Origin of the sequence: Lentzea sp. NPDC006480 (genome assembly GCF_040611995.1) — a bacterium.
In the GTDB taxonomy this organism is placed as follows: Bacteria; Actinomycetota; Actinomycetes; order Mycobacteriales; family Pseudonocardiaceae; genus Lentzea.
Genome location: NZ_JBEXPJ010000028.1, coordinates 1 through 15,003, shown reverse-complemented (window position 1 = coordinate 15,003; position 15,003 = coordinate 1). Strand labels below are relative to the sequence as shown.

Annotated in this window: 17 protein-coding genes; 4 read left to right on the top strand and 13 right to left on the bottom strand. The window is 67.5% G+C overall.

Annotated features, from left to right (window positions below; translation table 11 throughout):
- Window positions 1–16: 16 nt before the first annotated feature.
- From ABZX92_RS14130 to ABZX92_RS14105, 6 genes are all read right to left on the bottom strand, one after another.
- A complete protein-coding gene (locus tag ABZX92_RS14130) occupies window positions 17–646 on the bottom strand; it encodes a DUF4360 domain-containing protein (RefSeq protein ID WP_355558149.1) in 630 nt (209 codons plus the stop codon).
- A 402-nt stretch (window positions 647–1,048) separates the two neighbouring features.
- Window positions 1,049–1,555, bottom strand: a complete 507-nt coding sequence (locus ABZX92_RS14125; protein WP_355558146.1) for an ATP-binding protein — start codon at window positions 1,553–1,555, stop codon at window positions 1,049–1,051.
- A 206-nt stretch (window positions 1,556–1,761) separates the two neighbouring features.
- Entirely contained in the window at window positions 1,762–2,373 is a 612-nt protein-coding gene (locus tag ABZX92_RS14120; RefSeq protein ID WP_355558144.1) for a DUF4360 domain-containing protein, read from the bottom strand.
- A 436-nt stretch (window positions 2,374–2,809) separates the two neighbouring features.
- Window positions 2,810–4,084 (bottom strand): HAMP domain-containing sensor histidine kinase, encoded by a 1,275-nt coding sequence (locus tag ABZX92_RS14115; protein ID WP_355558141.1) that lies wholly within the window; start codon window positions 4,082–4,084, stop codon window positions 2,810–2,812.
- The gene (locus ABZX92_RS14110) at window positions 4,081–4,746 is read right to left on the bottom strand and encodes a response regulator transcription factor (protein WP_355558138.1); all 666 of its coding nucleotides are present in this window, start codon (window positions 4,744–4,746) and stop codon (window positions 4,081–4,083) included. The genes ABZX92_RS14115 and ABZX92_RS14110 overlap by 4 nt, the downstream gene beginning before the upstream one ends.
- 6 nt (window positions 4,747–4,752) lie before the next feature.
- Window positions 4,753–5,004 (bottom strand): hypothetical protein, encoded by a 252-nt coding sequence (locus ABZX92_RS14105; RefSeq protein ID WP_355558136.1) that lies wholly within the window; start codon window positions 5,002–5,004, stop codon window positions 4,753–4,755.
- A 145-nt stretch (window positions 5,005–5,149) separates the two neighbouring features.
- Between ABZX92_RS14105 and ABZX92_RS14100 the strand changes: the two genes are divergently transcribed.
- Window positions 5,150–5,329, top strand: a complete 180-nt coding sequence (locus ABZX92_RS14100; protein WP_355558134.1) for a hypothetical protein — start codon at window positions 5,150–5,152, stop codon at window positions 5,327–5,329.
- A gap of 161 nt (window positions 5,330–5,490) precedes the next feature.
- Here the strand turns inward: ABZX92_RS14100 and ABZX92_RS14095 are convergent, their stop codons facing one another.
- The 3 genes from ABZX92_RS14095 to ABZX92_RS14085 all read right to left on the bottom strand — a co-directional run bounded on the left by ABZX92_RS14095 (window position 5,491) and on the right by ABZX92_RS14085 (window position 8,841).
- The gene (locus ABZX92_RS14095; RefSeq protein WP_355558282.1) at window positions 5,491–6,642 is read right to left on the bottom strand and encodes a glycoside hydrolase family 88 protein; all 1,152 of its coding nucleotides are present in this window, start codon (window positions 6,640–6,642) and stop codon (window positions 5,491–5,493) included.
- Window positions 6,643–6,866: 224 nt separating this feature from the next.
- Window positions 6,867–7,853 (bottom strand): GNAT family N-acetyltransferase, encoded by a 987-nt coding sequence (locus tag ABZX92_RS14090; protein ID WP_355558132.1) that lies wholly within the window; start codon window positions 7,851–7,853, stop codon window positions 6,867–6,869.
- A 4-nt stretch (window positions 7,854–7,857) separates the two neighbouring features.
- Entirely contained in the window at window positions 7,858–8,841 is a 984-nt protein-coding gene (locus ABZX92_RS14085) for a hypothetical protein (RefSeq protein ID WP_355558130.1), read from the bottom strand.
- Between the two features lie 117 nt (window positions 8,842–8,958).
- Between ABZX92_RS14085 and ABZX92_RS14080 the strand changes: the two genes are divergently transcribed.
- Window positions 8,959–9,852, top strand: a complete 894-nt coding sequence (locus tag ABZX92_RS14080) for an exopolyphosphatase (protein ID WP_355558128.1) — start codon at window positions 8,959–8,961, stop codon at window positions 9,850–9,852.
- Between the two features lie 251 nt (window positions 9,853–10,103).
- On the opposite strand, the gene ABZX92_RS14075 is transcribed toward ABZX92_RS14080, so the two are convergent.
- Window positions 10,104–10,454 carry an STAS domain-containing protein gene (locus ABZX92_RS14075; RefSeq protein ID WP_355558125.1) on the bottom strand — a complete coding sequence of 117 codons (351 nt, stop codon included), beginning with the start codon at window positions 10,452–10,454 and terminating at the stop codon, window positions 10,104–10,106.
- Between the two features lie 128 nt (window positions 10,455–10,582).
- On the opposite strand from ABZX92_RS14075, the gene ABZX92_RS14070 reads away from it, so the two are divergent.
- Window positions 10,583–10,813: a hypothetical protein gene (locus ABZX92_RS14070; protein WP_355558122.1), complete on the top strand. Its 231-nt coding sequence runs from the start codon at window positions 10,583–10,585 to the stop codon at window positions 10,811–10,813.
- Between the two features lie 37 nt (window positions 10,814–10,850).
- On the opposite strand, the gene ABZX92_RS14065 is transcribed toward ABZX92_RS14070, so the two are convergent.
- Window positions 10,851–11,246: an ATP-binding protein gene (locus tag ABZX92_RS14065; protein ID WP_355558119.1), complete on the bottom strand. Its 396-nt coding sequence runs from the start codon at window positions 11,244–11,246 to the stop codon at window positions 10,851–10,853.
- A gap of 95 nt (window positions 11,247–11,341) precedes the next feature.
- Between ABZX92_RS14065 and ABZX92_RS14060 the strand changes: the two genes are divergently transcribed.
- The gene (locus ABZX92_RS14060) at window positions 11,342–11,710 is read left to right on the top strand and encodes an STAS domain-containing protein (RefSeq protein WP_355558116.1); all 369 of its coding nucleotides are present in this window, start codon (window positions 11,342–11,344) and stop codon (window positions 11,708–11,710) included.
- 38 nt (window positions 11,711–11,748) lie between these two features.
- Here the strand turns inward: ABZX92_RS14060 and ABZX92_RS14055 are convergent, their stop codons facing one another.
- Both ABZX92_RS14055 and ABZX92_RS14050 read right to left on the bottom strand, forming a co-directional pair.
- The gene (locus tag ABZX92_RS14055) at window positions 11,749–14,829 is read right to left on the bottom strand and encodes a HAMP domain-containing protein (RefSeq protein WP_355558113.1); all 3,081 of its coding nucleotides are present in this window, start codon (window positions 14,827–14,829) and stop codon (window positions 11,749–11,751) included.
- On the bottom strand, window positions 14,796–15,003 hold a 208-nt coding region (locus tag ABZX92_RS14050), incomplete at its 5' end, for a hypothetical protein (RefSeq protein ID WP_355558110.1). The genes ABZX92_RS14055 and ABZX92_RS14050, both read right to left, overlap by 34 nt.

Below are 15,003 nucleotides of genomic sequence, written 5' to 3'. Positions count from 1 at the left end.
CGCAAGCTGTCGAGGGCTACGGCTTTGGACACTTCTTCCACGCGAAGTGGTAGATGGTCTCGATCGAGCCGTCGGTCGAGTCCATCGCCATGAAGCTGGTCTTCTTCGGGTCGGACGTGCCCTTGTCCACGCGGAGCTCGGTGTTGATGTTGAAGTTCCGCTTCTCGCCGCAGGGCTGGTAGACGATGGAGGCGACGTCGGTCTTGTGGGTGACTTGCCAGTTGTCGCTCAATGCGCCGTTCAGGGTCTTCGAGCGCTGGTCGGTGTCCGACATTCCCTGGAAGTAGTAGCTCGCCTTCACCGTTCCCTTCGCTCCCTTCTGCAGGTCGGCGAAGCCTCTGTAGTCCGCCTGCGCGATTCCGTAGGTGAATCCACCGGGAACGTTGACCTTGAGGTTCAGCTGGCAGTTCTTGCGGAAATCGGTCGGCCTGGACTGCGGGCCGACCTGGGCCAGATAGTCGCTGTAGGTGACCGTGAAAGCCTTGTTGTCCGGGGAGACGGCGACTGCGGCCGTGCCGAGGCGACAGCCGGAGCCGTTGACCGTCACGACGTTGATGGTGATCTGGCCAGTCGGGGGCGGATCCGCGACCGGGGGAATGACGATGGTGGACAGAGCCAAGGCGGCCGCGGCCAACGTGCTAATCATGGGACACCTTTCCGAATGTGCAGGACATGTCGGGCGGCGTGGTACGAGACCGTATCGGAAAGGGTGTTAACGAACCTCCGCCAACCAGAGCAACATTGCGCGCCGTCAGCCGAGGTCAATGTGCGTCGACCATTTGTCACCTTTTGCGGTCGATCGGTTACCGCACTAATGGGCGGCTCACCGCACTCGTCGGTGAATTGCCACCCGTACCGAAAGAACGCGATTCAGGAACCTAATGCTCCTGGGTGTGCGCGCGAATGTAACACGCATCGAACGGAGTAACGGCCGTCTGAGATGCGGAACTCAATTGGTGAAGCGTCCACACCCGCGGAGCCCCGGACGCGACAAGGGCGCATCCTCAATTGGATGCGCCCTTGCAGGTGAATCTTGAACTAGAGCGGTTTACCTCTGCTGGCCGTTGCCCATCGAGCCGCCCAGGCCGAAGAGAATCCGCTGGATGAGCTCGGGATCGACGTCCGGCTCGTCGCCCAGCGCCTCGGCAGCGGGGGAGCGGCGCTTCTCGCGCCGGGGCAGCGGCACCGCGTTGGCGTTCACGCCCGTCGGCAGCGGCAGCTCGCACCAGATCAGCTTGACCCCGTTGCCGAGCTGCAGCTCGCCGGTGCGCAGGTCGGGAGAGGTGGGCGGCATCGTGAAGCGGGCCGCTTCCAGCTCGACCACCAGGTAGTCGCCGCTCAGCCGCAACCGCAGCGTGATCAGCCGCGAGGTCTTGGGATCAGCGGAGTCGATGGCAGCCTCTACCAGCGCACACGCCACAGCGGAGCAGTCGTCGATCATGTTCCGCAGCCGCCACTCGCCGAGTGTGAAGCGGACGAACAGATCTGCGCAGTTCACCGCGGTGGGCAACGCGATGAGTGTCAGGTCGTCGACCTGTGCAGTCTGGGCGTTCACCGGCATGCAGCCTCCGTTCGCGTGCGGCGCGCGATCCAGCGACAGTCACCCGAATGGCCGTCGCGGTGTGCGGGAATCTACATGGGTATACGCGGGAAGCAATGGCCTGGTTGACTCACCCGTCAAAAGTCACGTCCGGGTCACGGTGGGAGGCCCCGGCGCTCACTCTGGGTAGAACGCCGGGAGCGCTCCGTGATCAAATCGGGTCAGCATCGCTTCCAGGCGAACTGGTAGCGGGTGTTGACGCTGCCGTCGGTCGAGTCCATGGACACGAACGCGGACTGGTTCGAGGAGTTCGTGGTCACGCGGACCTCGGTGTTCACGTTGAGATTGCGCACCATGCCGCACGGCGCGAAGACGATCTCGCCCACGCTGGTCTGGTCGGTGAACTGCCAGTTGTCGACCTTGGGGCCGGGGATGTTGTGCGTGCTCGTGCCGGTCGACGACGAGCCGGAGAAGTAGTAGCTGGCGCGCTGCATGCCTTTCGCGCCTCTGGGTAACGACGCGAATCCTCTGTAGTCGGCCTTCGCGATCCCGTACGTGAAGCCCTGCGGGTAGTGCACGCGGAGGTTCAGCTGGCAGTTCTTGCGGAACTGCGTCGGTGTCGATCCGGCGCCGGCCTGTGCCGTGTAGTCGCTGTACGTCACCGTAAATGCCGTGTTGTCGTCGGCGACGGCGACGGCCGCTGTTCCCGCGGGGCAGCCGGAACCGTTGACGGTGACGACGTCGACGGTGATTTTTCCGGGAGGAACGACATCCGCGGTGCTCGGCGCCTCCGGGGCGACGAGGAGCGACACTGCCAAACTCGTAGCTGCCATCACACTGAGCATGAGGCGCCTTTCATTTCGGGGGATGTGTGGCGGCGTGACGGTGACGTTATCTTAAATACACTTAAGGCGTGGACAGCCGACCGGGCGAACTTAAATATATTTAAAACGGATTAATCGTCTGAACGGTGGATTGGCGACGACGAGCCGTCGGCTAACTTCGTGACAGATCGAGAAAAACGATCAACACAGACCCACTGAATACGCCGGTCCCCACACCTGGCGCCGAGAGCCCCGGCAGATCCACCTCGTAACACCGGTGTGGGAAGGCAAGCGCGCACTGCTCATCGGGTTCCTCCCTCCTGCTCGGAGCTCGGTGGTGCGGCAGCGGTGCGGCGCAGCCGGCTGGTGCCCGCCGGCGGCGTTCGGACCCGTCCCACGGTCCGGCGCCGCCGGCGGTGTTATTTCCAGCCCTCGCAAGGGGGCACTACAGCCTTCGGAGCCTCAATTGCACGCGTGCCCCACCCAGCGGCCCGCGGTCGACGTGGACGGATCCACCGGTGCTCTCCGCGGCGCGCCGCGCGATGTCGAGCCCCAGTCCGGTGGACCCACCGCCGCTGGCACCGCGCTCCAGCGCCCGTTCCACGTTCGCGATGCCCGGACCGGCGTCCTCGACGACCAGTGCCACCAGATCGGCCTGGTGCACCAGCGTCACGGCGAACCGCGTGCCCTCCGGCGTGTAGCGGAAGACGTTGCCCAGCAACGCGTCCAGCGCCGCCACGAGGTCGTTGCGCCCCAACGGCACGTGCGCGGGCTTGTCGGCGCCGCGGATGGTCCACGGCCGTTCCTGGTCATCGGCGAGCGCGGACCAGAACACCAGCCGTTCGCGCACGACGCTCGCGGCGTCGACGCCGGTGTTGTCGGGCTGCAGGCCGGAACGGGCCGCGCGGATGATCTCGTCGACCTCCCTCTCCAGGCCATGAACGGCTTCGCGGACGCGATCCGCGCCTGGACCCCTGCCGAGGGTGTCCGCGTCCAGCAGCAGCGCTGTGAGAGGCGTTCTGAGGCGGTGCGAGAGATCGGCGACGACCTCGCGTTCGGCGGCGACGAGGTGCCGGACGCGTTCGGCCATGGCGTTGAACGCCTTGCCGACCTCCTTGAGCTCCGGCGGTCCCTTCACCGGAACCCGCGCGGAAAGGTCGCCCTGGCCCATCCGGCGCGCGCCTTCGGCCAGCGTCCGGGTCGCTTTCACGGCACGGGCGCCCAGCCGGTCGGCCACGAACACCGAACCCGCCACGAGCCCGACGGCGACACCCGCCAGCGCCCACCACGTGCCGAGGACGCCGTGGGTGAGCTGTTCGTGCGGCACGAACGCCTCGACGATCGCGACTCCGTTGGTGCTGGTGGCCAGCGGTTGCAGGTACGCCACACCGTCCGGCCGTTCCACCGTGGACGCTTTCGCGAGGTTCCGCGCGTTCTCCAGGTCTTTGGCGGTGATGTGCGAGGTGCCGTAGGTGCCGGAGTTCAGGTGGACGGCGAGCCTTTGCTGGCCGCCGTACCGCGTGCTGCGGATGGCCTGGCGGATCTCCGGGCCCTTCGTGGTGATCACGAGGGCAGGCGTGAGCGCGCCGGCCTGCTTCTCGGCTTCGCTGATGGCCCGCTCGTACGCCGCGTTCTTGACGACGATCGCCAGCGGGATCAGGAACGCCAGCGCCACCATGCTGGTCGCCGCGAGAGCGACCAGCACCAGTGACCGCCTCATCTCGGTGCGACCAGACGCACGCCGACCCCGCGCACCGTGTGCAGATAACGCGGCTGCGCGGCCCGTTCGCCGAGCTTGCGCCGCAGCCACGAGAGGTGGACGTCGAGCGTCTGGTCGTCACGGGTGGACGGCCACAGGTTCGCCAGGATCTCGGCGCGCGGCACGACCTCGCCGGAGCGTGCGGCGAGGTAGGAGAGCAGTTCGAACTCCTTGTGCGTCAACGAGAGCTCACGTCCGTCCACAGTGGCCCGGCGCAGGTTCACGTCGATCTCCAGCCCGCCGATGACGAGCTGCTTGGTGTCACGGGCTCGTCTGAGCACGGCCTGCAGCCGCGCTTCGAGGTGCTCGCTGGAGAAGGGTTTGACGAGGTAGTCGTCCGCGCCCGCGTTGAGCAGGCGGATGATCTCCTGCTCGTCGTCGCGGGCGGTGGCGATCACCACGGGGGTGTTCGTGACGCCTCGGATCATCCGCAGCGCGTCGCCACCGTCGAGGTCGGGGAGCCCCAGGTCGAGCACCACGACGTCGTAGTTGGTGGCGGTGACTTCGCGCAAAGCCTCGATCGCGAGCGCGACACCGTGCACGATGTGGCCCTGGCCGGTGAGAGCGCGTGTGATCGCCGCTCGCACCACCGGGTCGTCCTCGACCAGCAGTACTGATGCCATGAGCCGCTACGGAAGGGTCGCCGCAGTGAGACGGTCGGTCGGATACCTGGTCGCCTGGGCGGTGGTGACCGCGGTCGCCGTCGGCCTGTCGTGGTTCGGCATCCGGTCGGCCATGGAACCCGCCCCGGTGGCCGCGGTGGAGTCCACGACCGGGCCAGGTGGTGTGTTGCCGATGCCGACCGTCACGTCGATCAGCGTCCCGGTGCCACCTACCGGCACCGCGGTCAGCTCGCCGCCTGTCACGCCCTCGTCGTCCACCAGGCCTCCTGTCGTCAGTTCGTCGGTTCCGGCTCCTCCCAGTAGTACGGATGGGCGTCCCTCCCCGGCTCAACTCTCCGAGGGGGAATGGCAGGCGGACGGCTCCTACGTCCACGCATTCCACCTGCGCGGGGGTGACGTGGTCGTGCGCTACCGCCCGCAGGGGGTCGAGGCCCTCTCCGCCAGCCCCGCCGACGGCTGGACGGTGGCGGTCGAACAGCCCGGTGGCCCGCTGGTCGTGAACTTCCGCAACACCACCGGCAACCTCTCCCGCCTGGAAGCCACCTGGACCACCGGCCCCACGGCGCGCGTGATCGAGAAGTAGCCACCCCACACGCAGGCCCCTTACGTCCTCTCGTGACGCGCGCGGGGCCCTTTCGTACTTTCCCCGCGCACGCGGGGAGTCCGCGCACGCGGGGAAAGTACGCGGGGTCCCCGCGTACGGTAGGAGCGCACGAAAGGGCCCCGCGTGCGGTTGAGGCAGGGCTACAGGCCGATGGCCTTGGAGAGCTGGGTGGGTTTGAGTACGCGGAGGATGGCCTCGTAGAGGTAGTAGTCGCCGTAGGGGAGGGAGACCTCCACGCCGTCTTCCGAGGGGCGGTTGCGGGTGCCTCGGGCCAGGATGGCCTCGGCGCGCGTCGATTTGGTGGTGAGGCAGGTGCCGACCAGGCCGTCGAGGATCTTCAGCGCGCGCTCGCGGTAGCGGCCGGAGTCCGTGGCCTTGGCCAGGTCGAGCAGACCGCACGCCATGATCGCGCCCGCCGACGAGTCCTTGATGTCGTTGGCGCCCAACGGCGAGCGGTAGTCCCACACCGGCACGTGGTCCGGGGTCAGCGCGTTGAGGGCGAAGTCCGCCATCTTGCGCGCGGTGTCGCGGAACTCCCTCAGGCCCGTGCGGCGGTACATCGTCGTGAAGCCGTAGATGCCCCACGCCTGGCCGCGCGACCAGCACGAGGTCGGGCTGTAGCCCTGCACGGTGTTCTGGCCGATCGGCGCGCCGGTGTCCGGGTCGAAGTCGAACACGTGCGGGGTCGAGCCGTCCGGGCGCAGGAAGTTGGCCTGGGTCGTTCTGGCGTGGGCGATCGCGATGTCGAGGAACTTGCGGTCGCCGGTCTGCTCGGTGGCGAACGCGAGCAGGTCCAGGTTCATCATCGTGTCCATGATCACCCGGCCCGCGTTGCCCGGCGTGCCGATCTTGCCCCAGGCGCGGATGAACTTGCCGGTGGCGTTCCAGCGCAGGATCAGCGTGTTCGCCGCGTCGATCGCGCCGTCACGCCACTTGGTGTCGCCGGTGAGCCGGTACGCGGTGACCCAGGACGGGTAGAAGAGGAACCCCAGGTCGTGGTCGCGCGGGTCGAGCCGGCGCGGTGCCAGCCGGTCGTTCGCGGCTTCGGCCAGCGTGCGGAACTGGGCGTCGCCGCTGTCGAGGTGCGCGAGCCACAGCGTGCCCGGCCAGAAACCGCCGACCCAGCCGCCGTCGGCGACGTAGGTCCACTTCTCGGCACGGGTGATCTCCGGGAACGACGTGATGCCCGGTGCGACCGCCTTCAGCTTGGCGAGGCCGTAGTCGAGCGCGCCGCGGAGTTTGGCGGGGGAGGCCGCGGCTTCCCCGGCACCGGCTACGGCTCCGGTGAGCAGAGGAGTGACCGCGGCAGACGCCAGAAGGGTGCGTCGAGACAGATTCACGAGACCGTCCAGTCCCTTTCATGTCCTTGCGCCCGGCGACACCCTGCCAGATCCGATCAACGTCTGTAAAGGGAAGTCAAAAATTGATTCATTCGGCTCCTCTTTAGGACGCTGACCGGCCTAGAGAGGGAATCAGATACGTGAACGCGTGCATTGTTCACAAGGATGAACAATGCTCACACGCGAATGAGGACGGCGTCGAGATGGCGCGGGCTCAGGCCGTAGCGGCGCTTGAAATCCGCGTTGTCGCGGCCGCCTTCGAGGGTGGTCTTGCCCAGCCGGATCGCGAGCTTGACCGACTCGGCGAACAGCACGCCGTACGGGCTGTAGCGGCCGTCGACCGCGTAGTCGACCCCGCACGTCCAGGTGTGGAAGCGGGTGGCGTCGGCGAGGCAGATGCCGGCGGCGACGAGCTTGCCGTGCTGCCGGACCTCGATGATGTGCGCGAGGCCGCCGAGGGCCAGGACGAACTTGGTGAGAGTGCTGCCGGGGTAGAAGCCGCTGGTGTCGAAGCGGGTCGCCGTTTTGGTGCACAGCAACGAGATCTCGTCGAGCGCGGCGTGGTCCGCGGGGAGGACCTCGATCGTGACGCCGGCTTCCCGCGATCTTCGCTCGTTGCGGCGCAGGTTGGCTCTGGCGCGGATGCCGAGCCCCGACAGGTAGCGCTCGTAGGTGGTGAGGCTCGTGGCCCAACGGTCGGTCAGGTGGCGTGCGGGCAGGCCGGCGGCTCTGAGTTGCTGTGACAGCGCGTTGCCGCGCTCGACGTTCACGAATCCCCACCAGCGCGCTTCGAGGGCCGACGCCGCGGCCGTCATGGCGTCCAGCAGCCTCGGCAGGACGTCCGAGGTGGCGGGCACGTGCGCGTCGTAGCAGTGCCAGGTGTGGCTGAGCAGCACGCGCTGGCCGGCCGCTTCCGGGTACGCCTCGTGCAGGCGGCGCAACGGGTTCGCGGCCGACTGGAGGTAGACGGGCAGCACGGCGACCGGCTTTTCGCCGTCCCGCAGCACAAAACACCCCGAGTAGTCGGCGTTCGCCAGCGGTGCCTGCTCGTACGCGCTGACGTACGCATGGTCGTAGAACACCGGCGCGCCGCTCGCGTGCACGACCGAGTTCCAATCGGCAGCATCGATTTCCTTTATGGAGTTCGAGAATTCGACGCGCACACGTTCACTGTACGGCGTGCCAGACCGCGAAGGGGACGTCGATCTCGTCCCGGCTCAGGCCTCCGTGCTCGTACTTCGCGGACGGGTCGGGGATCGGGAACCCCGGCGACGCGGCGACGGCGACGACCGGCCCGGCCTCCGGCTGCGGCAGACCGAGGTCGGCGGCGTGGTGCACGGTGGCCGTGGAGCCCAGAGTCGTTGCCACGCGGTCGAAAACGGCTTCGAGCCGGTCCGCCTTCGGGTAGAGCCAGCGCGTCCGGCCCGCGCCGCCGGACGGGATCACGCACTCCTCGCGCACGATCGCGTCCCAGGCCTCGACGAGGCCCGGATCGGGATCGACCGGAACCAGGCCGTGGTCGGAATGCGCCACGACGGTCCAACCCTGTGCGGCCCAACGGGAAGCGTGCGCGTCCAGCCGGAGCATCGCCTCGTGCACGGACTCGTCGTAGCCGTGGCGGTGCACGTGGTCGTCGATGTTGACGTAGGTCCAGAGAAACCGTGCCTCGGACAGCGCCTTGTCCAGATCTGCCACGACGTTGGCGACGAGCAGCGGAGGATCTTCCGCCTGGGCGGCGAGTTTGTGTCGCGGGGACGCGGGTATCCGGGTGCACCCGCGCAGGAGGGCCTGCGCCCAGGTGCCTTCGAGGAGGTCGAGTTCGCGGGCGAGCACGGTGGCGCCGTTCCGTTCCAGAACGGTCGGCAGGTGCGGGATCGCAGGCGTGCCGTTGATGGCGTGCACGAGGCCCGATCCGTTGCGGTACACCGTTCCCGGCACGCGGTGGACATCGGCCGGAACACCGGTCAGCGCGGTCAGCCAGGCTGTCGCGGACGTCGAAGGCACCGTGGAGGAAAGCGTGGAAAGGGAAGCCGACAACCACGATTGTTTGGCCACGTCCGAAGAGAGACCGTCCACGGCCAGGACGATTACGCCGCGGTCAGCCGATTTCAGGGCGACGTCGAGCCGGGAAGGGATCTCTGCCAAGGACATCGGGGCACTGTAACGCATCTCATCAGGCGAAGATGCCCTGATCGGGTGCTCAGTCTCGCACAATGGTGGCCGATGGAGTAAAGGGAACTTGAAAGTTCGGCAGGAGGAAGGTGGCGGATGTCGGTCGGTGTTCTGGACGTCGGGTGCTTCAGCGCACACCTGGTGGTCGTGGAACGAGACCTGATGCGTCCGCTGATGTCCCACAAGGTCAGACTGAGACTTGACCGGGAACTGGATTCCGACGGGGCGATCAGCGAGGACGGCATCAAGTCGCTGTGCGCCGCCGTGCTCGCCGCGCGCAAGAAGGCAGGCGACGTGCCCTTCCTCCCCTTCGCCACTTCTTCGGTCCGGGACGCGCTGAACGCCGACGAGGTGATGCGCAAGGTGCACAGACGCACCGGCGTCGAGCTGAAGGTGTTGTCGGGCAAGGAAGAAGCCCGTCTCTCGTACACGGCGGCCCGGCACTGGTTCGGCTGGAGCGCCGGTCCGATGGTCGTGCTGGACGTCGGTGGCGGCACCGTGGAGCTGGCCCTCGGTTCGGGGGCGGAGCCGGAGCTCGCGGTCTCGTTGCCCTTGGGGGCGAGGACTTTGACGCGCGCCGGGCTGACGGTGGCGGACATGCGCGCGGAGGTGCGGGAACAGATCGCCGAGGCGTTTCCCCGTGATGAGAGCGCTCACGCCGTCGGTTGCTCGAAGGTGTTCGAGCAGCTGGCCCGGCTCGCCGGAGCGCGCAGCGGGACGTACGCCACGAGGCAGTTGCGTTTGAAGGACCTGGAGAAGTGGATCCCTCGGCTGGCGAAGCTGTCGGTGCGCGAACGTGCCGCCCTGCCGGGGATCTCGCGGCACCGGGCCCGGCAGTCACTGGCGGGCGCGGTGGTCGCGGAGGGTCTGATGAAGGTCGCGGGGCACGACGTCGTGGACATCTCCCCGTGGTCCACCAAGGAAGGCCTGCTGCTGGATCTGGTCGAGCGGTCGCGGCTCAGACGCGAGTCGGCGGTATCGGTCGCCTAGTGTCCTGCGCCTGAAATTCGAACCAAAGCCTCGTCCGGGTTGCCCCGTGTTCCCGGTCCGCGTGCTCGATGAAGGTCCCTTCATCGACTTGAGGTCCATGAAGGAACTCTTCATGGACCAGCCGGGCCGTGCACACCAGGCGCGGCGACGGCCGGTTCCGGGGCCGGTTGGGTGTGGTCAGCGGCGATGTGACCAAGAGTTGGTGGTACTTGCAGACGCCAGCAGGGCCAACGCCTGGGAATCCGAGTCGCCTAGCAGGCGGTGAGCGCGGTGACGGCGTCGTCGACGTCGTCGAACAGCCGCAGAACCTGGTCGACGGCCGTCATCTTCAAGGGACGCAGCACGACTCTGCTGTCGCTGACGACGCCGAACTTGACGCCGAGCTCGTCGGCCTGGGCCTGGGTCTCCACGAGTGCGCGGATCCCCTCGGACCCGAAGAAGTGCACTGCCCGCAGATCGACGACCAAGGCGGGTGGTTTGCGGTCGAGCAGCTCGGCGAGCCTGCTCGTCACCGGCGCGGAGGACATCATGTCGATCTCGCCCGTCAGCGCGACGATCGGGATGGACTGGACGTAGGTCGTGGTCTGGCGAAGCTGGTTCATTAGGACTCCTGTCCGCACCGACCGTACGCGTGATCCGGTGACGACCACAAGCCGAACCCGTTTTCCCCAGGCCACGGTGGGTACACGCCTAATGGCCGCAAAACCCCTGATAGACGAGGAGGAAAGCCGTGTCGACCACGGAGACCGGTCACGTCACGGGGACCAGGGACAAGGACTACAACATCCTGTGGTTCACCGAGGCGTGCCTCGACAACGCACTGCGCCTGGAGTCCTACATCGCCGACGCCGAGCGCGACGGCGACCAGGAGCTCGCGGAGTTCTTCCGCAAGGCGCAGGGCGAGAGCCAGAAGGGTGCCGAGCAGGGCAAGCGCCTGCTGGCGTCCCGGCTGACGAAGTAGGCCTGCTTTCGCGGGGCGTCTGCTGGGGGCGCCCCGCTCAGGCCTGCAGCTCCGCCCACACGACTTTCCCCTTCGTGCCAGGCGTGGTGCCCCATCTGACGCTCAACGCCTGCACGAGCTGCATCCCGCGTCCCCGCGCCGAACTCGGGTCCACCGGTCTCACCTGAGGCTGCTTCGGCGACTCGTCGTGCACCTCGACCAGCATCCCGTCGGCCTTGCGGCTCACCGTCAGTGTGATCAGGCCCTCACCGTGGTCGATGCCGTTGGACACGAGCTCCGTGACGACGAGCTGCGCGTCATCCGCCAGGTCCTCGGACAGCCCCCACGTCGCCGCGGCGTCGCGGACCACCTGACGTGCACGAGAGCATGACCCGCCCTCCGCGGACAGGGTCACCCGCACCTCAGCCAGTGGGTCGTTCAGCACAAGGCGCATCGTCGCACATCCGGCGGGTCGTCCGGATCTTTCAGCCCCCCGGTGGTCGCATGGTTCGGCGCCGTGCTGCACGATTTGGGGCGCACGAGTCGGGCGTGGCGGAAGGAACGGCGACGATGGAGCTCAACGTCGGCAGCGAGGTCCAGCAGGGGTGGCGAGTGATCGCCGTCGCTGGTGAGCTGGACATCGACACCGTGCCTGTGCTGTCCGCACGGCTGGACGCGGATGTGTCCGGCTCGCACGCCGTGCTGGACCTGTCCGAGCTGGCGTTCATGGATTCGACCGGGCTGGCGCTGGTGCTGGAGTGGCACCGGAAGCTGGCCGAGGGCGGGGGGCAGTTGAGGATCGCTGCCACTCAGGCGCCGGTTCGGCGGTTGTTCGACCTGGCGGATGTGACCTCGGTTCTGTCGCTGCACGACAGCGTGGATCTGGCGGTTCAGCCGGCGGTGGATTCGGCTCGCTGAATGGCGGGACGAATCCCGCCACCTCGCGACTCAGCTGCTCAGGCTTCCGCTGACACGCCCAGGTAGTAGGCGATCAGACGGATCAGGTGCTCGGTGTCCACGGGCTTTGTCACGTAGTCGGTGGCGCCCGATGCCAGCGACTTCTCGCGGTCGCCCTTCATCGCCTTCGCCGTCACCGCGATGACCGGGAGATCGGCGTAGCGCTCCATTGCCCGAATTGCCGAGATCGTGGCGTTGCCGTCGAGTTCCGGCATCATGATGTCCATCAGGACGATGGCCACGTCGTCGTATTGTTCGAGCGCGCGGACGCCCGTTATGCCGTTGTCGGCGTAGATCGCTTCCAGGCCGTGCAACTCCAACACGCTGGTCAGGGCGAAGACGTTGCGCAGGTCGTCGTCGACCACCAGGACCTTTTCGCCGTGGAAGCGGATCGAGCCCGACGCCGCCAGGATCGGGTCAGGGGTGACGATCGGGGTCGGTTCCGGCAGGACGAAGGTGTCGGAGACGACCTTGCCCAGCGGGAGGCAGAGGGTGAACGTCGAGCCGATGCCCGGCTCGGAGCGGACGCGCAGGGCGCCGTTCAGCAACTGAGCGAGTTCGCGGCTGATCGAGAGGCCCAGTCCCGTGCCGCCGTACTTGCGGGACGTGGTGCCGTCGGCCTGCTGGAAGGCCTCGAAGATGACGGCGAGTTTTTCGGCTGGGATGCCGATGCCCGTGTCGTGGACGTCGAAGGCGACGGTGGAGGGGTCGTCCATGCGCACGTGCAGGCGGATGCCGCCGTCGTGGGTGAACTTCACGGCGTTGGAGAGCAGGTTCCGCAAGATCTGCTGCAGGCGGTGCTCGTCCGTGCGCAGCGTCTCCGGCACGTTCGGGTCGACGCGGACCGAGAACTCCAGGTTCTTCTCGGCCGTCAGCGGCAAGCACAAGGTCTCGACGTAGCGGACGAGCTCGTCCACGCGGACCGGGTCCTCGTGCAGGGTCATGTGGCCCGCCTCGACCTTGGTGAGGTCGAGGATGTCGTTGATCAGCTGCAGCAGGTCCGAACCGGACGAGTGGATGGTGCGGGCGAACTCGACCTGCTTGGCGTTGAGGTTGCCGTCGAGGTTGTCCGCCAGGAGCTTGGCCAGGATCAGCAGCGAGTTCAGCGGCGTGCGGAGTTCGTGCGACATGTTGGCCATGAACTCGGACTTGTACTTCGAGGCGGTCTGGAGCTGCCGCGCGCGGTCCTCCAGTTCCTCGGAACCAGCCCTCAACTCGGTCGTGAGGCGCTGCGACTCGACCAGCAGGGCGTCCGTGCGGGAGTTGGCGAGCATCGTGTTCACGTTGACGCCGATGGCTTCCTTGAGCTGGTCGAGGAGGTCCAGGTGGACGTCGGTGAACACGTTCAGCGAGGCCAGCTCGATCACGCCCAGGGTTTCGCCCTGGAAGAGGATGGGGAGAATCACCAGGTTGACCGGGGCCGACTCGCCCAGAGCCGAGGAGACGGTCAGGTAGCCGGCCGGGACCTGGCTGACCAGGATCGTCTTCTTCTCCAGCGCCGACTGGCCGACGAGGGTCTCGCCCACGGCCACGCGGGTGGCCCGGGCCGCGTCCAGGCGGAAGCCGTAGGTGGCGGTGAGTTCCAGGGTCTGCTTGGAGTCGTCCTCCTCGATCTGGAAGAACGCACCGTGGTGGGCGCTGACCAGCGGCGTCAGCTCGCTCATGATCAGCGAGGCCAACGCACGGAGATCGCGGTGGCCCTGCATCAACCCGGACAACCGGGCGAGGTTGGTCTTCAACCAGTACTGCTCGCGGTTGGCGCGGGTCGTTTCCTTCAGGTTGGCGATCATCTGGTTGACGTTGTCCTTGAGCTCGGCGAGCTCACCGGACGCGTCGACGGTGATCTGCCTGGTCAGGTCGCCCGCGGTGACGGCGGTGGCGACGGCCGCGATGGCGCGGACCTGGGTGGTGAGGTTCGAGGCGAGCTGGTTGACGTTGTCGGTCAGCTTCGACCACGTGCCGGCGACGCCGTCGACCTCCGCCTGGCCGCCGAGCTTGCCCTCGGTGCCGACCTCGCGGGCGACACGGGTCACCTCGTCGGCGAACGACGACAGCTGGTCGACCATCGTGTTGATGGTGGTCTTGAGTTCGAGGATCTCGCCGCGGGCCGAGACGTCGATCTTCTTCGTCAGGTCGCCCTGGGCCACCGCGGTGGTGACCTGGGCGATGTTGCGGACCTGGTTCGTCAGGTTGTCCGCCATGAAGTTCACCGAGTCGGTGAGGTCCTTCCAGGTGCCCGCGACGCCGGACACGCGCGCCTGGCCGCCCAGGATGCCCTCGGTGCCGACCTCGCGGGCGACGCGGGTGACCTCGTCGCCGAACGCGCGCAGCGTGTCGACCATGCCGTTCAGGGTCTCGGCGAGGGTCGCGACCTCGCCCTTGGCCTCGACGGTGATCTTCTTCGACAGGTCGCCGTTCGCGACGGCGGTGGCGACGGTGGCGATGTTGCGGACCTGGTCGGTGAGGTTGTCCGCCATCAGGTTGACGTTGTCGGTCAGGTCCTTCCACGTGCCGGCGACGCCCTGCACGCGGGCCTGACCGCCCAGGCGGCCGTCGGTGCCGACCTCGCGGGCGACGCGGGTGACCTCCTCGGCGAACGAGGAGAGCTGGTCGACCATCGTGTTCAGGGTCGACTTCAGTTCGAGGATCTCGCCGCGGGCGTCGACGGTGATTTTCTGCGACAGGTCGCCGTTCGCGACGGCCGTGGCGACGTGCGCGATGTTGCGGACCTGGTTGGTCAGGTTGTTCGCCATGTAGTTCACGTTGTCGGTCAGGTCGCGCCACGTGCCGGCGACGCCGGGGACCTTCGCCTGACCGCCGAGGCGGCCGTCGGTGCCGACCTCGCGGGCGACGCGGGTGACCTCCTCGGCGAACGAGGAGAGCTGGTCGACCATCGTGTTGATCGTGGTCTTCAGTTCGAGGATCTCGCCGCGGGCGTCGATGCCGATCTTCTGGGTCAGGTCGCCACGTGCGATGGCGGTGGTGACCTGGGCGATGTTGCGGACCTGGGTGGTCAGGCTGTTCGCCATGACGTTCACCGACTCGGTCAGGTCGCGCCACGTGCCCGCGACGCCCGGCACCTGGGCCTGACCGCCGAGGCGGCCGTCCGAGCCGACCTCGCGGGCGACGCGGGTGACCTCGTCGGCGAACGAGGTCGTTGAAGAAGGTGGGTGTGCCGCGAGAAGATCAACGCGTCGTCGCCGAGCATCAGGCAGTAGGCGGCGATGTCCGCGCGGTCCACGCCCGCCGGGAAC